Consider the following 18,861-nt stretch of genomic DNA (forward strand, 5'->3'; position numbering starts at 1 on the left):
TTCGGGGCGTTTTTTACATCTGCGGTTCGGTCGGCGGAACCACTTCTGGTGCCTGAACGCTACGATTCTCAAGCTCAGTCAGACGCTGTTCCAGTAACGCCAGTTTTTCACGGGTGCGCAGCAGCACCTGAGTCTGCACGTCAAACTCTTCACGGCTTACCAGATCAAGACGGGTTAACTGAGACTGCAAAACCTGACGCACTTTCTTCTCAACATCATCCCCGAATTCACGAATCCCTTTCGGCATTGACTCGTGGACCTGGCGTGCGATCTGTTCAATTTTTTTCGGGTCAATCATAGCGGCTTCCATAATCTTACGGGATTGGTCTGCCTTAATTGTAATGCCTGCACGACTGGTTAGAAACCCGAAATGTTATAAGGTTTGCCGTTGCCAGAGAAAATCATCGGCGTTATAGTAAGTCTGCTTATTCTCAGGGCGGGGTGTAACTCCCCACCGGCGGTAAATCAGCGAACGCTGAAAGCCCGCGAGCGCTCCAGAGCACTCTGGAGGTCAGCAGATCCGGTGTAATTCCGGAGCCGACGGTTATAGTCCGGATGGGAGAGAGTAACGACTAAGCTCAAGCTTTTAAGCCTGCTCACGTTATTTTTTTAGCTCCTAAGACTGCCCTGATTCTGGTAACCATAATTTTAATGAGGTTTTTTTACCATGAATCAGACGCTCCTTTCTGCATTTGGCACCCCTACACAGCGCGTAGAACACGCTCTTGAAGCACTACGTGAAGGCCGCGGGGTTATGGTTCTTGACGATGAAGATCGCGAGAACGAAGGCGACATGATTTTTCCTGCGGAAACCATGACCGTTGAGCAAATGGCGCTGACCATTCGCCACGGTAGCGGTATTGTTTGCCTGTGCCTGACTGAAGAACGCCGTAAACAACTCGAATTGCCAATGATGGTTGAGAACAACACCAGTGCTTATGGCACCGGGTTTACTGTGACTATCGAAGCTGCAACCGGTGTAACTACTGGTGTTTCTGCTGCAGACCGTATTACTACCGTGCGTGCCGCGATCGCTGATGGCGCAAAACCAAGCGACCTGAACCGCCCGGGCCATGTGTTCCCGCTGCGCGCTCAGCCTGGTGGCGTGTTAACTCGTGGTGGCCACACTGAAGCCACTATCGATTTGGTTACTCTTGCTGGATTCAAACCTGCGGGTGTGCTGTGCGAACTGACCAACGACGATGGCAGCATGGCGCGCGCGCCAGAGTGCATCACCTTTGCTCGCCAGCACAACATGGCTGTTGTGACGATTGAAGACCTGGTGGAATACCGCCAGTCTCACGAACGCAAAGCTAGCTAAAAAGTAAAAAGCCCGGTTTTTAGACCGGGCTTTTTTTTAAGTATTGACCCGTCCTGAATAGCGTTGACACGTTCCTGACTTAAATCCGGAGAACGTGATGATGACTGAGTTCAAACGCACCCAACGTGATTATCCTCTATCCTTTAAAATAGCCGTTGTTGAGCAGGTTGAAAAAGGCGAGATGACCTATAAACAGGCCCAGCAGCGGTATGGCATCCAGGGGCGCTCCACCGTTCTTGTCTGGCTGCGTAAATATGGCCGGCTTGACTGGAGTCCCGGACTTCCTGACCTGGTGAAGAGGAAACGGCCTGTGGCTCAGACGACTATCCCGCTTACACCCGAACAAAGAATCAGGGAACTTGAAGAACAGCTTGAGCTGGCGAACCAGAAAGCGGAGTTTTTTGAGTCGATTATCAATGTCCTGAAAAATGATTACGGGGTGAGTGTCGTAAAAAAGCGGCACGGCAAGTCCTCGCGCAAAGTCCGGCCCCCAAAATAACCGTTACGCGCGCATGCCAGTTCCTGGGGCACAGCAGACAGGCGTGGTATCAGGACAACACAAGGCGCAGAAAACGCCAGGAACAACATGCCCGGGTTCTTGCGTTTGTTACCCGCGTCAGGTGTCGTCAGCCGCGAATCGGTACGCGTAAACTGCACTATCTGCTGAACACTCAGGCCGATAACATGCTGAATATAGGACGAGACCGTCTGTTTAACCTGCTGAATGAATACCGGCTCCTGGTGCCAGTGAAACGGGCGTATCACAAAACCACCAACAGCCACCATCGCTTTTACCGGCATCCTAATTTGCTGAAACCCGGCCCGGGACAGGTTACCGCCCTTGAGCCAGAGCAGGTCTGGGTTGCCGACATTACGTACCTTCCACTGCTCAGTGGCACAGCTTATCTGAGTCTGGTCACAGATGCCTGCTCCAGAAAAATCATGGGTTATCATGTCGGGGAAAACCTGCAGACAGAAAATGTGGTAAAAGCGTTCAGACAGGCTCTGAGGCGAAGAAAAACGACGGAGCCCCTGGTTCATCACTCTGACAGAGGACTGCAATACTGCTCAGCGCTTTATCAGTCAGTCCATGAGAAAAACGGGATAACCTGTTCAATGACCGATGGTTATGACTGCTACCAGAATGCGCTGGCTGAGCGAATAAACGGGATCCTGAAAAATGAGTTTTTACTCTCGCGTCCTGCAGACCTGGCGCAGGCCCGGGAAATGGTAAAAGAATCTGTGGCGATTTATAACCATGAGCGGCCACACCAGGCCCTGAAATACAAAACGCCCGATGATGTTCATCAGGCGTTTTATAGACAGAAAACTGTCAACTTATATCAGGACTAGTCACTACTCTTTTATCAATCGTGGCAGCTTTTCTTTGGCTCAAATTTGGCTGCTCGGTCCGCAACAACTGTTTTCTTCAACTCGCCGCTATCTGGTGAAGCCTGCAAAGTAAAGTGAGCATCAACCACCAGCAACACGGGCTGATAATCCTCGCCCCGCGCAGCCGCGTATCCACGTTCTAGTTCTGCGTTACTGGCCACAGCGAATGTTTTCCCTGTAGAGCAATCTTGGAAAATCGCCGCATCAGCCATGTATTTATACATACCTTTCATGGTCATTGGCGTTGCAGGTAACGCTTGTTTACTTGGCGTCAGAGTGTAATTGAGCTGAGACTCAATCGAGTTACCTGCCCTATCTAACATCTCCAGGTTATCACCCTTCGGGCGGAAATAGAGTTTTTCGCCGTCACGTTCAGTGAGAACCAATTTATCCGCGGTGCGTGCCCAGCTACCGTAAGAGGCAAATACTGCCGGTTCTTTCGCGTCCTGATAACGCTGATTCATCACCCAGGTACCGTCTTTTTCCAAAAATAGCGAAGTTTCGATACCCGAACAATCTGCACAGGGTAAAACGCCCTGGTAACTTTGTTGCATCGGCTGCAACTCTGCGGCTTGCGTCGGTTGCAAGGTTTGAACTTCAGCCCGATTATTACAGCCAAAAAGCGCAAACAAGCTGCACACGGCAATTGCTGACAATAGAATCTTTTTCACCATCTCTTCCTTCTGCTGGTCAATTTCTTTGCCGTTCGTCATTCAGGGCGACGGACTTTCCCGCGTAATGATTTCGTCGTTGATTTCTGCGATTTAGATGCGAGGCGGCGCTCTTTTGAAGCTCGTGTAGGCCGCGTCGCTCGTCGGCTTTTCTGCTCAACGGTTAATTCCTGAATCAATGAAATGAGTCTTGCGACGGCAGCTTCACGATTCATTTCCTGACTACGGTACTCCTGCGCCTTTATCACTACCACGCCATCCGGCGTAATAAGATGGTGGCTGACCGCTAACAAACGCTCTTTATAATACTCTGGCAGGCTTGAGTCGCGAATGTCAAAACGCAAATGGATTGCCGTTGAGGTTTTATTCACATGCTGACCACCCGCTCCCTGCGCGCGGATAGCCGTAATGGTGACTTCATTGTCCGGTATTGTTACCGTCCGGGACACCACAATCATCAATGATGCTGCCATGCCGTAAAGTGAATTTCGAGATTATTCTCAGCATCAGATAACCAGATCGCACCGTCCTGAATGGTGGCCTGTAAGTTCATCGAACGGGTACCAAACTCACACAACTTTGCCAGTTGCTCATCATCCAGATACCAGATAGACAAGTTTTGATATTGCTTGAGTTTGTTTTGATGCTGCTGCCACCAAACTTCAGCGGCACGGCTGTTGTAGGTAAACAACGCCACTTCCGCAGACTGGCTGCAAGCTTTTTTCAGGCGTTTTTCATCTGGCAGACCCAGTTCAACCCACAGGTCAATGCCCATATGATCGTTACGCTGCCAGATTTCTGGCTCGTCTTCAGCACTTAAACCACGGCTAAATTGCAGACGCTCGTTGGCGTATTTAATCCACGCCAGCAGGCGAAGCATCATACGTTCTTGCGTTTCCGAAGGATGGCGCGCAAGCGTCAGGTTGCTATCCAGGAATTGATTGCGATCGAGATCGGCAACATTTACCATCGCTTTATAGATTGTCGCTTTTAACGCCATCACACTTCTCCGAACTCAATTAGGCGCTCATTGTAACCAAAACCTCGCTAAAACGCTGTTATGTATTCATTCAAGTAGAGGGTTACGCTGCTGATATCGGTTTCATCCCTGTGGTATAGTCACCTTGCTAAACAGAGTTTATCTTCGTAGGCTTAAACTGGCATCCCACGATTAAGTCTGAGGTCGGGACTCTGAAAGGAGGGCATGTGGAAAAGTATTGTGAATTAGTACGGCGGCGCTATGCGGAAATAGCCAGCGGAGATTTGGGTTACATTCCCGATGCACTAGGTTGCGTTTTGAAGGTGCTGAACGAAGTGGCTTCCAACGAAGCACAACCAGAATCTATTAGGGAACAGGCGGCGTATGCTGCCGCGAACTTACTGGTGAGCGATTATGTCAATGAATGATGCCTATCAACCCATCAATTGTGATGACTATGACAATCTCGAGCTCGCCTGCCAGCATCACTTATTATTGACGCTGGAGCTAAAGAGCGGAGAAGTTTTCAAGGCGAAAGCCAGTGACCTGGTGTCTCGTAAAAACATCGAATATTTGATTCTCGATGATGCCGGAGCCACTCGCGAAGTTCGTCTCGATAAAATTACCAGCTTCAGCCATCCTGAAATTGGTACTGTCGTAGTTAGCGAATCCTGATACGCAAAGTATCCGCATGCGTGGGCAGCCCAGGGCTGCCCTTTTTTATGGCTTCATTGAAGCGTAATAAGCCGCCAGATTGCTGATGTCCTCATCAGACAAACCGCTAACGTACGCTTTCATCACTTCAGCTTGCCCACCGCTACGCTCGCCCTTTTTATATGCCTTCAACGAATGCTCAAGATATGCCTCGTTTTGTCCTGCCAGGTTTGGGTACATGGGTACAGAAACTTTCCCCGTTGCACCATGACAGGCAACACACATCATTGCTTTTTGTTCACCAGCTTGCGCATCTCCTTTTGCCATTACCGGCTGGGCACACAAAATAAGACCCGCCAAAATAATCATTCTCTTCATTGCTGATTCTCCTTTTGCCAGTCGACACGCCAGCATGATTGTTCCGTTGCTTTCCCATCCTGGGTAACAAAAACGCCCAGAGCTGCAATCAGTTGTTCGCCATAATATAACAGCGGTGTTCGCGCACGTTGCCATGGCGGAATACCCAATTCTTGCCAGATTTTTTTCAAACTCCGACCACGCTCGCGCCCTACAATATGGAACTGCCCGGAAGCCTTAAAACGGATGGTAACGGGTTCGTCATTACGAGGGGCCCGAATTTCCTGCCCGCCAGTCGCGCATTGCAACGTTCCCAGACCATCTGGCAACGTTAATGGGGCAAAAGGTACAGACCAAGAAATGATCTCATCATCTACTCCATTCATCAACGGCAACCAATACAATGCCCCCTGATAACGGCGAACTTCAAAGTTGCCAAATTTCAAACGGGGGTTGGCATCTTCACGGCTGGTTGCAACCTCATCCCACAGGTGTGCCAGCGCTGCTCGCGAAGGCATAGCGGCTTTTTGGCGGGCAAACCAGCGGCGTAACAATGCCGCACGGCGGATATCACTGAGCATCTTTAGAGGCTCAATAAGTAATGAGCCATCGTCCTGAATCAGCGCCTCTAGTTGTTCGGCAAGCAACTCATCAAGTAACTGCTCTTGTTCTCCACATAACTCAGCGCTGCGCGCAACGCTTTGCGGGAAATGAGGCCAACGCTGCTGGATTTCAGGCAATACATGCAGACGCAAGAAATTACGGTCGTAGCTATCATCCTGATTACTTTCGTCTTCTATCCATGTTAATTGGTACTCACTCGCCCAGGCTTCAAGATCTTTGCGTGTTTTCCCCAGCAACGGTCGAATTAATTCTGTCTCACCAAACGGCAAACGCTCTGGCATAGCGGCCAATCCTGCAGGACCACTTCCCCGCTTTAAGGCCAGCAAAAACGTTTCGCATTGATCATCAAGATGCTGCGCAGTCAGTAAAACTTCGTTTGACTGTATGGTTTCGGCCAGCGCTTGATAACGTGCTGCTCGCGCATGGGCTTCAATCCCAAATCCATCATCAACCAGCTGCACTCGTTTTACTTCAAACGGAACGTTCCATTGCTCGCAAATTTTCCGGCAATGCTCCGCCCATTCATCGGCAAAAGGACTTAGACCGTGGTGAATATGCATTGCGCGAATATGAAAATTTGCAGCCTGTGTATCACGAAGCGTAACCAACTGATGAAGCAATACCGTGGAATCCAGCCCACCACTAAACGCCACCAGCAAATTTGGGTGCGGCTGCAGTAATGTGAATAGAGGACGAAGTTGCATAGTCAGTAGTTCAAATAAGGATTTGCCCAGCACGTTACTGGGCAACGACATATCAGGCAAGCGTTACTGCTGATAAAGCTCAAGCGGTAAACCATCAGGGTCATTAAAGAAAGTAAAACGCTTGTCGGTGAAAGGATCGATACGAACCGGCTCACACTTCACGCCATGCCCCTCAAGATGAACAATCGCGTTGTCGATATCGTCAACGCTAAATGCCAGATGGCGCAAGCCACAAGCTTCAGGGCGACTCGGCCTTGCAGGCGGAAATGGAAATGAGAACAGCTCGATGACATATTGCCCATTCAACGCCAAATCCCCTTTCCATGAATCTCTCTCTTCACGGTACGCTTCCGCTTGCAGAGTAAAGCCAAGAATATCGCAGTAAAAATGCTTACTGGTTGGGTAATCCGACGCAATGATAGCGATGTGGTGAACTTGCTTTAAACCCAGCATAAATGCTCCTTTGTCTTTTTCGCACGGTAGCTATCATGTTTCGCTAAATCAATAGGCTACATATTTTTTAAGACTCTTACACGATAGATACCATCCTCGCCAAGCTTAGCCCCGTGAATATCCGTTTCAAAGCCGGGATAGTGCTCGCCTACTGAACACAGCATCAGTAGAAAATCGAGTACCGCACGGCTCTCGTTGGTGATCATCTCACCAGGCATCACAACTGGCACACCTGGCGGATACGGCAGGATCATGTTTGCTGAAACACGATTTAGCAGTTGCTCTATTTCGACCGTTTCAACGTTACCTTTCACTTGCTGTTGATAAGCCTTGTGCGGAGTCATTTTCATTTCAGGAAGCACATCAAAAGCACGCAGCATCAGGTCAGAAAGATTATGCTGTTTAATCAGTTTGTGGATACCTTGCGCCAAATCCTGAATGCGCATATTGCGGTAAAAATCAGGGTCTTCGGCATACAAATCTGGCAGCATGTTTTTCACGCGCAGATTGAGATCGTAAGAGCGTTTAAACTCCGTCAAGCCACGCAGCAAACTTAATGCCTTGGTTTTGTCTATCCCAATACTGAACAAGAACAGCAAGTTATACGGGCCTGTTTTTTCGACCACAACGCCACGCTCATCGAGGAACTTCGCCACCAGCGCAGCGGGAATCCCTTCTTCGGCCATCGTCCCTAACTCATCCATGCCTGGTGTCAGAATAGTGACTTTAATCGGGTCGAGGTACATATGGTCGGCATCAGCATCTTTGAATCCATGCCAGTTCTCTTCACCTGGTGAAATCGGCCAACAGGCGGCTTCATCGATGTATTCCGGCTGCCAGATATCGAAGAACCAGTCTTCAGACTCTTCACGTAGGCGCTGAACTTCACGACGGAAATGCAATGCACGTTCTACTGAACGGTTAATCAACCGCTTACCAGGATTGCCACGCAACATCGCAGCCGCCGTTTCAATCGATGCCACCAGGGGATAACTTGGCGATGTGGTGGTATGCATCATGTAGGCTTCGTTGAAGGTTTCCTCATCGTAATCACCTTTGATATGAATAAGGGATGCTTGCGATAACGCCGCCAGTAGCTTATGCGTGGACTGGGTTTCGTAGATAACCTTGCCCGGCACACGCTCGCCACTCATACCGCTTTTGCCCTGATAAATTGAGTGGAAGTTAGTGTATGGTACCCAGGCAGAATCGAAGTGAATCGACGGTACATCCAGAGTCTTTTTGATAAATTCGGTGTTATAAAGCAAACCATCGTAAGTCGAGTTGGTGATAACCGCATGCACTGGCCACTGCGCGTTTTCAGTCGCAGCAACTTTCGCCTCAATACTTTCGCGCATAAATTCCCGCTTCGGGATGCCGCCCAGTATTCCCAGCGCGTTGCGCGTCGGCTTGAGCCAGATGGGAACCAGGTCTGTCATCATCAACAAATGGGTTAATGATTTGTGGCAGTTACGGTCAATCAGCACCGTGCTTCCTGAAGGGGCGGCGTACATGCCAACGATTTTATTCGACGTGGATGTGCCGTTGGTCACCATGTAACTCTGCTCCGCACCGAAAGTGCGGGCGATATACTCCTCGGCTTCCAGATGCGGACCGGTATGATCCAGCAACGATCCCAGCTCCGTCACCGAAATAGAGACATCCGCCTTCAGCGTATTCGCGCCAAAGAAGTCATAGAACAAGCACCCTACCGGACTTTTGAGATAAGCGGTACCTGCCATATGGCCGGGCGTGCAGAAGGTATATTTCCCTTCGTTAACGTAGTTAAACAACGCTTTGGTTAACGGCGGCGTGATGGTGTCCAGATACTCGTTGGTGTACTGACGGATACGCATGGCGATATCGTCAGCGGCACTAAGTGCGTATTCAAAAAACCACAGCGCCATGCGCATTTCGTTGACGCTGACATCCAGCGAAGAGTGGGTATTGATAAACGCATACAGCGGCAAATATTCATTCAGCGAATTAATTTCACTGCACAAATCCAGGCTGTACTCGTCCCAGTCAAAAATGACGCCACAAATACGCGGATTATGTTCAATGAGTTTGAGCAGGTCGTTGCTGTTGGTGGGGTAAATGAGCCGAAAACCTTGCACTTCCAGCGCCTGATGCAGCTCTTTGATCGGCTCATCTTTGTAGAAAACGCCGTGCGTCCCCATAATGGCAATAATATTCAATGCTCACCTCCTGGAAAAACCTACAGGTAAGCATAGTTTATTGAAAAGTAGCTGAGGACAAGTGCTGAGGTGTAAAGCTTTATAAAGTGTGGAATTCAGATAGTAAAAAAGGCCAGAATCTCTTCTGACCTTCTTCTTCAATACACCCGTTAGCATTCAAGTTGCAGGTAGGCGGCCAAGGAACTTATCCCGATGAGCTTACTAAGGTAAGTGATTCGGGTAAGTGAGTGCAGCCAACGCCCTGCAGCTTGAAGGATTATGGGTATATCACGCGTAGCCATAGCTCATCAGACGATGATAACGACGAGCCAGCAGCTCTTCGGTATTCAGCACGTCCAGGTCGGCAAGATCAGCCAGCAATTGCGCTTTCAGTGAAGCTGCCATTGCTTCCACGTTACGGTGTGCACCGCCCAATGGTTCAGGAATAACGGTATCAATCAGCTTAAGCTCTTTCAGACGCGGAGCAATAATGCCCATTGCTTCTGCGGCGATTGGTGCTTTATCAGCACTTTTCCACAGAATTGAAGCACAGCCTTCTGGAGAGATAACAGAATAGGTGCTGTATTGCAGCATATTCACTTTATCGCCCACACCGATTGCCAATGCACCACCAGAACCACCTTCGCCAATTACGGTACAGATGACCGGCACTTTCAGGCCAGACATTTCACGTAAGTTGCGAGCGATAGCTTCTGACTGACCGCGTTCTTCCGCACCCACACCAGGATAAGCTCCCGGGGTATCGATGAAGGTAATGATTGGCATTTTGAAGCGCTCAGCCATTTCCATCAAACGCAGTGCTTTACGGTAGCCTTCTGGTGCTGGCATACCAAAGTTACGGCGGATTTTCTCTTTAGTCTCACGGCCTTTCTGATGGCCAATGACCATAACAGGACGACCATCAAGACGCGCAATCCCACCAACAATAGCTTTATCGTCAGCATACGCACGGTCACCCGCGAGTTCATCGAACTCATCAAAAGCGAGACGCAGGTAATCAAGCGTATACGGGCGCTGCGGGTGACGCGCCAGTTGAGCAATCTGCCATGCTCCTAAATCGGCAAAGATCTTACGTGTGAGTTCTACGCTTTTTTCACGCAGACGCTGCACTTCTTCGTCCAGATTAATATCTAACTTTTCGTCCTGACGGCTAACTGCAGTCAGGGAATCAATTTTCGCTTCCAGCTCTGCAATCGGCTGTTCAAAATCGAGGAAATTCAGACTCATAATATTCCTGTATTAGTCAAACTCCAGTTCCACCTGCTCCGATCCTATCAGCGTGCGAAGCTCATTGAGCAAACGATCGCTTGGGGATACACGCCATGCTGCGCCAAAACGCAAACGCGCTCGTGCATCCGCTCTCTGATAGTAGAGATGTACTGGAATGGTCCCCGAACGATGGGGTTCCAGAGACTGACGGAGACGGTTCAAAAGCTGGTCATCAATTTGCCTGTCCGTCAGCGAGATAGCAAGCCCACGCGCATACTTTTCGCGGGCCTCGTCAATGTCCATTACTTCGCGAGCAGTCATTTTAAGGCCACCGCTGAAGTCATCAAAGCTGACCTGTCCGCTGACGATCAGGATACGGTCTTTTTCCAACAGATGCTGGTACTTTTCTAACGCATCTGTGAATAGCATCACTTCCAGGCGACCAGAACGGTCATCCAGAGTACAGATGCCAATGCGATTGCCGCGCTTGGTAACCATCACGCGCGAAGCAATCACCAGACCCGCAGCTGTGGTCATTTTACCACGTTCTGTCGGGTGCATCTCTTTCAGGCGCATGCCACCGACATAGCGCTCAATTTCTTTCAAGTACTGGGTGATTGGGTGACCGGTAAGATACAAGCCCAACGTTTCACGTTCACCATCCAGTACCACTTGCTCAGGCCACGGAACGACGCTGGCGTAGGACTGCTCAACCTGCTCCGGCTCATCAGCCAGAACACCAAACATATCCACCTGACCGATAGCTTCGGCTTTGGCGTGTTGGTCAGCCGCTTTAAGTGCATCGGGCAGCGCATTCATTAATGCGGCGCGATGCGGCCCGAGGCGGTCAAATGCCCCGGACATCACTAATTTTTCAAGGATACGTTTATTGAGTTTTTTAACGTCAGCTCGCGCACAGAGGTCGAATAACTCACGGAAATAACCACCTTCGTTACGCGCCTCAATTATCGCTTCAATCGGGCCTTCACCGACACCTTTAATCGCGCCGATACCGTAAACAATTTCCCCATCGTCATTAACGTGGAAATGGTACAGCCCGGAGTTAATATCCGGTGGCAAAATTTTCAGGCCCATGCGCCAGCACTCATCAACCAGGCCGACGATTTTCTCAGTGTTATCCATGTCAGCGGTCATTACCGCCGCCATAAACTCTGCCGGATAGTGCGCTTTTAGCCATAGTGTCTGGTAAGAAACCAGTGCATAGGCTGCTGAGTGAGATTTGTTAAACCCGTAACCGGCAAATTTCTCTACCAGGTCAAAGATCTTAATCGCCAGTTCGCCGTCGATGCCACGAGACTTCGCGCCATCTTCAAACCCACCACGCTGCTTCGCCATCTCAACTGGGTTCTTTTTACCCATTGCACGACGCAACATGTCTGCACCGCCCAGCGAGTATCCCGCCAGCACCTGGGCAATCTGCATAACCTGTTCTTGATACAGGATAATGCCATAAGTTGGCTCCAGCACCGGTTTCAGGCTTTCATGCTGCCATTGAATATCCGGGTAAGAGATAGCTTCACGCCCATGCTTACGGTCGATAAAGTTATCAACCATGCCTGATTGCAATGGGCCTGGGCGGAATAATGCTACCAGTGCGATCATATCTTCAAAGCAGTCAGGCTGCAGACGCTTGATAAGATCTTTCATACCGCGGGATTCTAGCTGGAACACCGCTGTGGTTTCCGAGCGTTGCAGCATGTCGAAGCTTTTCTTGTCTTCGAGAGGGATAGCAGCGATATCAATTGGCTCTAAACCTTGCTTCGCCCGACGCGGGTTGATCATCTTCAACGCCCAGTCGATGATGGTCAGTGTACGCAAGCCGAGGAAGTCGAACTTCACAAGGCCCGCATATTCCACATCGTTTTTATCGAACTGGGTGACCGGGTTTTGGCCCTGGTCATCGCAATAAAGCGGAGCAAAGTCGGTAATTTTTGTTGGCGCAATTACCACGCCACCGGCATGTTTACCGGCGTTACGCGTTACGCCTTCAAGTTTACGCGCCATGTCGATAAGCGCTTTAACTTCTTCGTCAGCGTCGTACATTTCTGGAAGCTGCGGTTCAACTTCAAACGCTTTAGCAAGCGTCATCCCCGGATCTGGCGGAATCAGTTTAGAGATACGATCAACAAATCCATAAGGGTGCCCCAGTACACGGCCCACATCGCGGATAACCGCTTTTGCCGCCATCGTACCAAAGGTAATAATCTGTGATACCGCTTCGCGCCCGTACATTTCGGCGACGTGATCGATTACCCTATCGCGTTTTTCCATGCAGAAGTCGATATCGAAGTCGGGCATCGATACACGTTCCGGGTTAAGAAAACGTTCGAACAGCAGGTCAAATTCCAGCGGATCAAGATCGGTAATTTTCAGAGCATAAGCAACCAGTGAACCCGCACCAGAACCACGCCCAGGCCCTACCGGCACGCCGTTGTCTTTGGACCACTGGATAAATTCCATAACGATCAGGAAGTAGCCTGGGAAGCCCATCTGGTTAATAACTTTAAGCTCAATATCCAGACGCTCGTCATACGGCGGTCTTTTTGCTGCACGCTCTTCAGGATCTTTGAACAAGAATTCCAGACGATCTTCGAGCCCTTCTTTAGACTTCATGACCAGGAAGTCTTCGGTCGACATATCGCCAGTTGGGAATTGCGGCAGGAAGTACTCGCCCAGACGCACGGTAACGTTACAGCGTCTGGCGATTTCTACGCTGTTTTCCAGTGCTTCAGGAACGTCTGAAAAGAGTTCACACATTTCCTCTTCAGTACGCAGATACTGCTGCGAAGAGTAATTACGTGGGCGTTTCGGGTCATCAAGGGTAAAGCCATCGTGGATAGCAACGCGGATTTCATGGGCATCAAAATCGGTAGACTCAATGAACCTTACGTCATTGGTTGCTACGACCGGCAAACCACGTTCATCAGCTAAAGCGACGGCAGCATGCAAATAGCTTTCTTCATCAGGACGACCTGTACGAATCAGTTCCAGATAGAAGCGATCGGCAAAATACTGCTGATAGAATTCCAGGCACTGATCAAGCTGTGCCGTATTTCCACGCAACAAGTTTTTGCCAATATCCCCCATGCGCCCACCAGAAAGAAGGATAAGCCCTTCGTTCAATTCGGCAAGCCAGGCTCGATCGATAATCGGGCCCGCTGCACCATAACCACGCTGGTAGGCTTTGGAGATTAACAACGTCAGGTTTTGGTAACCGACATTGTCTGCGGCAAGCACGGTCAAATGGCTAAGCTCATCGCCCAGCAATTCATTGGCAACGTTAAAATCTGCACCAATAATCGGCTTGAGCCCTGCGCCATGAGCAGCACCATAGAATTTCACCAGCCCACAGAGGTTGGTAAAATCAGTGATAGCAATTGCTGGCATCCCCATCGCCGCGGCTTTCTTCACCAATGGAGCTGTTTTTGCCAGGCCATCAACCATGGAGTAGTCGCTGTGCACTCGCAGGTGCACGAAACGTGGTTCAGCCATTTCTCATTCCGTTTAGATGTGTAACGTACGTCCGCAAATCAGGACGCCAGTCCGAGAGCGCGTTTGACCGGAGCAAAGCTACGACGGTGGTGTTCAGTCGCACCATGCTCTGCCAGCCTTTCCAGATGAAAAGCAGTGGGGTAGCCTTTGTGTTGGGCAAAACCGTATTGCGGAAAAGAGAGATCAAGCTCTGCCATTTCACGATCGCGCGTCACTTTGGCAATTATTGATGCAGCACTTATTTCTGCAACCCGGCTGTCACCTTTTACCACCGCCAAAGAAGGCATCGGCAGTGCGGGGCAACGGTTACCATCAATCAATACATATTCAGGAACCACGCGCAGGCCAGCAACAGCACGCTGCATCGCAAGCATGGTGGCATGCAAAATGTTTAACTGGTCAATCTCTTCTGGCTCAGCACGGCCAAGACTCCATGAAAGCGCCTTTTCGACGATTTCATCGTAAAGTGCATTGCGACGTTTTTCAGAGAGTTTCTTAGAATCAGCAAGGCCAATGATAGGCTTTTCTGGGTCGAGAATCACCGCAGCAGTGACGACAGCACCAACCAGCGGGCCGCGCCCCACTTCATCAACACCTGCTACCAGGTGCGTATGAGGGTAAATAAATTCAATCATTATGCAAGCTCCAGCACAGCATCTGCCGCTTGTTCATCGGCATTACAACGAATCTGCTGGTGCAGGTCGCGGAAGGTGTCGTGCATTTGGTGGCTCTGTAAACCATCTTCAAGCAACGGGGCAAGCGCCTTTGCAAGCGCATTGGGCTCGCATTCATCCTGCAATAACTCTTTAACCAGCTCACGACCAGCCAGCAGATTTGGCAGTGAAACGTAATCCGTTTTGACCAGGCGCTTTGCAAGCCAGAAGGTGAACGGCTTCATGCGATAACCAACCACCATCGGGCATTTCGCCAGCATGCATTCAAGTGCCGCTGTACCAGATGCCAGCAAGGCGGCATCGCTTGCGACCATCGCTTCGCGCCCTTGCCCGTTAAGCAAGTGCATCGTCAGGTCAGGAGCCACTTCAGCTTTGATACGCTCGAACTGTTCGCGACGTTTCGCGTTAACCAGCGGAACGACAATTTCCAGCCCCGGAAAACGTTCGCGCAGTAAAAGCGCTGTTTTCAGGAAATCAGCGCTGAGCATCTCAACTTCTGCACCACGGCTTCCCGGCAACAACGCCAGGCATTTAGCCTCTGGGGAAATACCTAAAGTCGCGCGTGCGGCATTTTTATCAGGATCAAGCGGCATCGCATCAGCCATGGTATGACCGATAAAGCGGCAGGGGACATTAAATCTGTCGTAAAACGCTTTTTCGAAAGGCAGAAATGCGAGCACTAAATCTGTTGCTCTGCCAATTTTGAAAACACGTTTTTGGCGCCACGCCCAAACAGAAGGGCTGACGTAATGAATTGTGCGAATACCCTGCTTTTTAAGATTGCCTTCCAGCGTGATATTGAAATCTGGTGCATCAATACCGACGAAAACATCTGGCTGCAACTCGGTGAAGCGGCGTGTGAGATCGGCTCGAATATGGAGTAACCGGCGCAGACGACCGAGCACTTCTACAATGCCCATCACTGCCAATTCTTCCATCTCATACCAGGCTTCGCAACCTTCGGCCTGCATCAGAGGCCCTGCAACACCAACAAAGCGAGCATCAGGAACACGAGCCTTGAGGGCGCGAATCAGACCTGCACCAAGAATATCGCCGGAAGTTTCTCCGGCGACCAGGGCAATCGTAAGCGGACGACCAGGTTTCATTTAGCGAATCAGACCACGAGTTGAACGGGCAAAGAATTCAACGAATGCGTTCACTTCTGGATGTTGCTCAGCAATCTCAGCAATTTCAGGCTTCGCTTCTTCGAAGGTTTTCCCACTGCGGTAGAGAATTTTATATGCGTTACGAACAGCATGTATCGCTTCTCTGGAGAAACCGCGGCGTTTCAGGCCTTCGATGTTTACGCCGAATGGCGTTGCGTGGTTGCCCTGCGCAATAACATACGGTGGAACATCTTGCGCCACACCAGAACAACCGCCCACCATCACGTGCGCGCCGATAATGCAGAACTGGTGCACAGCGGTCATACCACCAATAATTGCAAAATCATCAACAGAAACGTGACCAGCGAGAGTGGCGTTATTTGCGAGGATGCAGCGGTTACCGACAGTACAGTCATGCGCTACGTGAGCGTTGACCATCAGCAAGTTATCGCTACCCACCTTCGTCAAGCCACCGCCCTGCTCTGTTCCTCGATGGATGGTGACGCTTTCGCGAATGCGGTTGCGATCGCCAATTTCCACACGAGTCGGTTCACCGGCATATTTCAGATCCTGGTTAACTTCACCAATGGACGCGAACTGATAAATTTCGTTATCACGGCCAATGGTCGTATGACCATTTACCACAACATGAGATTTCAGAACGGTACCTTCACCGATTTCAACATGTGGACCAACAATACAAAACGGACCAATATGAACATTAGCGCCAATAACGGCACCGTCTTCCACAATGGCTGATGGATGAATAAAGGCGGATTTATCAATCACGTATTAACTCTCCCGGCTGCGGGCACACATCATAGTTGCTTCGCAGACAATTTTACCGTCAACAGTTGCCACGCCCTTAAAACGCGTCAGACCACGGCGGGTTTTCTCGAAAGTAACTTCCATGATCATCTGATCACCAGGTACCACTGGGCGTTTGAAACGCGCTTCGTCAATACCAGCAAAGTAGTAAAGCTCACCAGGTTCCAGCTTCCCAACGCTTTTGAACGCAAGAATACCGGTGGCTTGCGCCATCGCTTCAAGAATTAGCACACCCGGGAAAATCGGTTTACCAGGGAAATGGCCCTGGAAAAACGGCTCGTTTACTGTGACATTTTTTACTGCACGTAAAAAACGCCCTTCTTCAAAATCCAGCACGCGGTCTACCAGCAAGAACGGGTAACGGTGCGGCAGAAGTTCCAAAATCTCTTCGATGTGCAGAGTATGAGTGTCGGTAGTCAAGATACTCTTCCTGTCTAAATGTACCAAATGACAATAATAACACGGCCTGCGACTATCTCGGGATAGGTAGCAGGCCGCAAATCAGTAAGCACTAACGCGTCTTGGGCGGGTGACTTTTAGTCTTGTTGATTGATTTTTTTCTCAACGGATTTCAAGCGCTTGCTGATCTCGTCGATATTCATCACCAACGCGGCTGTTTTACGCCACACTTTGTTCGGCTGTAGTGGAATACCAGAGGAGTAAACCCCAGGCTCTGTGATAGGACGCATTACCATGCCCATTCCGGTCACGGTGACTTTATCGCAGATTTCCATATGACCATTGATAACACTGGCACCACCAATCATGCAGTAACGACCAATTTTCAGGCTGCCAGCCATGATCACACCGCCAGCAACGGCAGTATTGTCGCCAATCACAACGTTATGTGCAATCTGGCATTGATTATCAATGATAACACCATTGCCAATAATCGTGTCGTCTAGTGCGCCTCGGTCAATCGTCGTACAAGCACCGATCTCGACACGATCGCCAATGATCACACGGCCAAGTTGGGGGATCTTCACCCAATTGCCACGATCGTTAGCGTAACCAAAACCATCTGAACCGATGACGGTACCAGACTGAACCAGGCACTGTTCACCAATCTGGATTTCATGGTAAATCGACACATTCGCCCACAGGCGGGTGCCAGCACCAATTTTGGTGTGTTTACCCACGAAACAGCCTGCACCAATCACAACGTTATCGCCTAGCACAACACCAGACTCGATAACCGCATTTGCGCCAATGGAGACGTTATTACCCAACGTCGCAGTTGCATCAATAACAGCACTTGGTGCGATATTTTGAGCTGGTTGCGGCGTCGAATCAAGGAGTTGCGCCATGCGAGCATATGTGAGGTAGGGGTTCTTCACTACCAATGCAGCGCTATGTGCGAAAGGGAGGTCGGCTTCAGTCATAACGACGGCAGAAGCCTGGCAAACAGCCAATTGCTCACGGTAACGTGGGTTAACCATAAACGTAATTTGGCCAGCCTGGGCCGTTTGCATAGATGCAACGCCGGTGATGACGAGATCGCCATCACCGTGCAAATCTGCATCCAACTGCTGGGCTAAATCAGCCAGTCGAATTGAAGACATTACTTATTTAACCTGTTTCAGAACATCTGAAGTGATGTCTTTAACACTGCTGCCTGCATATGCAACGGTGTTAGCATCCAGAACTACGTCGATGCCTTTGTCATCAGCAACTTTCTTCACTGCGCTCTGAATACGAGTAACCAGTTTGCCACGCTCTTCGTTAGAGCGACGTTGACGATCTTGTTCGAATGCCTGAGCTTTAGTTTGGAACTGCTGGCGCTGAGCCATCAGATCTTTTTCAGCTTTGCTGCGGTCAGCAGCTTTCATGGTAGAACCATCGCGTTGCAGCCTTTGCATTTTGGACTGCAGGTCGCCTTCCATATTCTGCAACTCGCTTGCGCGGCCTTTAAACTCGTTTTCAAGAGTTTTAGACACACCGGTGCTCTGTGCTACCTGTTGGAACAGGTTGCCCATGTTTACTACAGCAATGCTGTCAGCTGCTTGAACGCTGGCAGATGCAGCCATAGCGAGGCCAAGACCTGCGGCAAATAACCACTTTTTCACAATAAACTCCTTACCATCCCGAATGTGTCCGAAGACACTCTTTTTTGCGTGTGCCAGTTCTGCATTTAGCGAACTGGCATCAACGCTACACTGCTTTTATGCAATCCTTCGC

At 50.0% G+C, this 18,861-nt stretch carries 20 protein-coding genes and 1 riboswitch; of the genes, 4 read left to right on the forward strand and 16 right to left on the reverse strand.

Annotation, left to right across the window (positions count from 1 at the left end):
- Positions 1-13: 13 nt before the first annotated feature.
- Positions 14-298: a ubiquinone biosynthesis accessory factor UbiK gene (ubiK, locus tag IX31_RS18020; protein WP_034460823.1), complete on the reverse strand. Its 285-nt coding sequence runs from the start codon at positions 296-298 to the stop codon at positions 14-16.
- A gap of 125 nt (positions 299-423) precedes the next feature.
- A riboswitch (FMN riboswitch) is annotated at positions 424-571 on the forward strand.
- A 96-nt stretch (positions 572-667) separates the two neighbouring features.
- On the opposite strand from ubiK, the gene ribB reads away from it, so the two are divergent.
- Positions 668-1,321 (forward strand): 3,4-dihydroxy-2-butanone-4-phosphate synthase, encoded by a 654-nt coding sequence (gene ribB, locus IX31_RS18025; protein ID WP_034460824.1) that lies wholly within the window; start codon positions 668-670, stop codon positions 1,319-1,321.
- A 97-nt stretch (positions 1,322-1,418) separates the two neighbouring features.
- Positions 1,419-2,674, forward strand: a protein-coding gene (locus IX31_RS23020) for an IS3 family transposase (protein WP_122973988.1) whose coding sequence is annotated in 2 segments (ribosomal slippage) — positions 1,419-1,770 and positions 1,770-2,674 — 1,257 coding nt in all. Because the reading frame shifts where the segments join, the coding sequence is not laid out codon by codon here.
- 14 nt (positions 2,675-2,688) lie between these two features.
- On the opposite strand, the gene nlpE is transcribed toward IX31_RS23020, so the two are convergent.
- The 3 genes from nlpE to IX31_RS18050 are packed head-to-tail and all read right to left on the reverse strand — an operon-like array spanning position 2,689 to position 4,384.
- On the reverse strand, positions 2,689-3,384 hold the full coding sequence (gene nlpE, locus IX31_RS18040; RefSeq protein WP_034461050.1) for an envelope stress response activation lipoprotein NlpE: 696 nt from the start codon (positions 3,382-3,384) through the stop codon (positions 2,689-2,691).
- Between the two features lie 38 nt (positions 3,385-3,422).
- The gene (arfB, locus tag IX31_RS18045; protein WP_034460825.1) at positions 3,423-3,842 is read right to left on the reverse strand and encodes an alternative ribosome rescue aminoacyl-tRNA hydrolase ArfB; all 420 of its coding nucleotides are present in this window, start codon (positions 3,840-3,842) and stop codon (positions 3,423-3,425) included.
- Positions 3,842-4,384, reverse strand: coding sequence for a YaeQ family protein (locus IX31_RS18050; protein WP_034460826.1), 543 nt, complete (start codon positions 4,382-4,384; stop codon positions 3,842-3,844). Before IX31_RS18050 ends, arfB begins: the two co-directional genes overlap by 1 nt.
- 206 nt (positions 4,385-4,590) lie before the next feature.
- Between IX31_RS18050 and IX31_RS18055 the strand changes: the two genes are divergently transcribed.
- Both IX31_RS18055 and rof read left to right on the forward strand, forming a co-directional pair.
- Complete coding sequence (locus IX31_RS18055) at positions 4,591-4,791, forward strand: YaeP family protein (RefSeq protein WP_034460828.1); 201 nt, start codon at positions 4,591-4,593, stop codon at positions 4,789-4,791.
- A complete protein-coding gene (gene rof / locus IX31_RS18060; protein WP_034460830.1) occupies positions 4,778-5,038 on the forward strand; it encodes a Rho-binding antiterminator in 261 nt (86 codons plus the stop codon). Before IX31_RS18055 ends, rof begins: the two co-directional genes overlap by 14 nt.
- Positions 5,039-5,083: 45 nt before the next feature.
- Here rof and IX31_RS18065 read toward each other — a convergent pair whose 3' ends face one another.
- The 12 genes from IX31_RS18065 to skp all read right to left on the reverse strand — a co-directional run bounded on the left by IX31_RS18065 (position 5,084) and on the right by skp (position 18,749).
- Positions 5,084-5,395 carry a c-type cytochrome gene (locus IX31_RS18065; RefSeq protein WP_034460832.1) on the reverse strand — a complete coding sequence of 104 codons (312 nt, stop codon included), beginning with the start codon at positions 5,393-5,395 and terminating at the stop codon, positions 5,084-5,086.
- Entirely contained in the window at positions 5,392-6,702 is a 1,311-nt protein-coding gene (tilS, locus tag IX31_RS18070; protein WP_034461051.1) for a tRNA lysidine(34) synthetase TilS, read from the reverse strand. The genes IX31_RS18065 and tilS overlap by 4 nt, the downstream gene beginning before the upstream one ends.
- A 63-nt stretch (positions 6,703-6,765) precedes the next feature.
- Positions 6,766-7,155, reverse strand: coding sequence for a VOC family protein (locus IX31_RS18075; RefSeq protein WP_034460834.1), 390 nt, complete (start codon positions 7,153-7,155; stop codon positions 6,766-6,768).
- A 56-nt stretch (positions 7,156-7,211) separates the two neighbouring features.
- Complete coding sequence (locus IX31_RS18080) at positions 7,212-9,353, reverse strand: lysine decarboxylase LdcC (RefSeq protein ID WP_034460837.1); 2,142 nt, start codon at positions 9,351-9,353, stop codon at positions 7,212-7,214.
- A 267-nt stretch (positions 9,354-9,620) separates the two neighbouring features.
- Positions 9,621-10,580 (reverse strand): acetyl-CoA carboxylase carboxyl transferase subunit alpha, encoded by a 960-nt coding sequence (gene accA / locus IX31_RS18085; protein ID WP_034460838.1) that lies wholly within the window; start codon positions 10,578-10,580, stop codon positions 9,621-9,623.
- 12 nt (positions 10,581-10,592) lie between these two features.
- The gene (gene dnaE / locus IX31_RS18090) at positions 10,593-14,075 is read right to left on the reverse strand and encodes a DNA polymerase III subunit alpha (RefSeq protein WP_034460840.1); all 3,483 of its coding nucleotides are present in this window, start codon (positions 14,073-14,075) and stop codon (positions 10,593-10,595) included.
- A gap of 38 nt (positions 14,076-14,113) precedes the next feature.
- Positions 14,114-14,710: a ribonuclease HII gene (gene rnhB, locus IX31_RS18095; protein ID WP_034460842.1), complete on the reverse strand. Its 597-nt coding sequence runs from the start codon at positions 14,708-14,710 to the stop codon at positions 14,114-14,116.
- Positions 14,710-15,855, reverse strand: coding sequence for a lipid-A-disaccharide synthase (gene lpxB / locus IX31_RS18100; RefSeq protein ID WP_034460844.1), 1,146 nt, complete (start codon positions 15,853-15,855; stop codon positions 14,710-14,712). Before lpxB ends, rnhB begins: the two co-directional genes overlap by 1 nt.
- Complete coding sequence (gene lpxA, locus IX31_RS18105; protein WP_034460846.1) at positions 15,856-16,644, reverse strand: acyl-ACP--UDP-N-acetylglucosamine O-acyltransferase; 789 nt, start codon at positions 16,642-16,644, stop codon at positions 15,856-15,858.
- 3 nt (positions 16,645-16,647) lie between these two features.
- Positions 16,648-17,103, reverse strand: coding sequence for a 3-hydroxyacyl-ACP dehydratase FabZ (fabZ, locus tag IX31_RS18110; RefSeq protein WP_034460847.1), 456 nt, complete (start codon positions 17,101-17,103; stop codon positions 16,648-16,650).
- Between the two features lie 116 nt (positions 17,104-17,219).
- Positions 17,220-18,245, reverse strand: a complete 1,026-nt coding sequence (gene lpxD, locus IX31_RS18115; protein WP_034460850.1) for a UDP-3-O-(3-hydroxymyristoyl)glucosamine N-acyltransferase — start codon at positions 18,243-18,245, stop codon at positions 17,220-17,222.
- A gap of 3 nt (positions 18,246-18,248) precedes the next feature.
- Complete coding sequence (gene skp / locus IX31_RS18120; protein WP_034460852.1) at positions 18,249-18,749, reverse strand: molecular chaperone Skp; 501 nt, start codon at positions 18,747-18,749, stop codon at positions 18,249-18,251.
- Between the last annotated feature and the right edge of the window lie 112 nt (positions 18,750-18,861).

It is taken from the genome of Buttiauxella noackiae, assembly GCF_000737905.1.
Taxonomy (GTDB): domain Bacteria; phylum Pseudomonadota; class Gammaproteobacteria; order Enterobacterales; family Enterobacteriaceae; genus Buttiauxella; species Buttiauxella noackiae.

Excerpts from the sequence above, each read along its gene's own strand:
- ubiK (WP_034460823.1), bottom strand. The coding sequence starts at position 298 with ATGATTGACCCGAAAAAAATTGAACAGATCGCACGCCAGGTCCACGAG.
- IX31_RS18050 (WP_034460826.1), bottom strand. The coding sequence starts at position 4,384 with ATGGCGTTAAAAGCGACAATCTATAAAGCGATGGTAAATGTTGCCGAT.
- IX31_RS18075 (WP_034460834.1), bottom strand. The coding sequence starts at position 7,155 with ATGCTGGGTTTAAAGCAAGTTCACCACATCGCTATCATTGCGTCGGAT.
- dnaE (WP_034460840.1), bottom strand. The coding sequence starts at position 14,075 with ATGGCTGAACCACGTTTCGTGCACCTGCGAGTGCACAGCGACTACTCC.
- lpxB (WP_034460844.1), bottom strand. The coding sequence starts at position 15,855 with ATGAAACCTGGTCGTCCGCTTACGATTGCCCTGGTCGCCGGAGAAACT.
- tilS (WP_034461051.1), bottom strand. The coding sequence starts at position 6,702 with ATGCAACTTCGTCCTCTATTCACATTACTGCAGCCGCACCCAAATTTG.
- accA (WP_034460838.1), bottom strand. The coding sequence starts at position 10,580 with ATGAGTCTGAATTTCCTCGATTTTGAACAGCCGATTGCAGAGCTGGAA.
- rof (WP_034460830.1), top strand. The coding sequence starts at position 4,778 with ATGTCAATGAATGATGCCTATCAACCCATCAATTGTGATGACTATGAC.
- IX31_RS18065 (WP_034460832.1), bottom strand. The coding sequence starts at position 5,395 with ATGAAGAGAATGATTATTTTGGCGGGTCTTATTTTGTGTGCCCAGCCG.
- arfB (WP_034460825.1), bottom strand. The coding sequence starts at position 3,842 with ATGATTGTGGTGTCCCGGACGGTAACAATACCGGACAATGAAGTCACC.
- lpxD (WP_034460850.1), bottom strand. The coding sequence starts at position 18,245 with ATGTCTTCAATTCGACTGGCTGATTTAGCCCAGCAGTTGGATGCAGAT.
- rnhB (WP_034460842.1), bottom strand. The coding sequence starts at position 14,710 with ATGATTGAATTTATTTACCCTCATACGCACCTGGTAGCAGGTGTTGAT.
- ribB (WP_034460824.1), top strand. The coding sequence starts at position 668 with ATGAATCAGACGCTCCTTTCTGCATTTGGCACCCCTACACAGCGCGTA.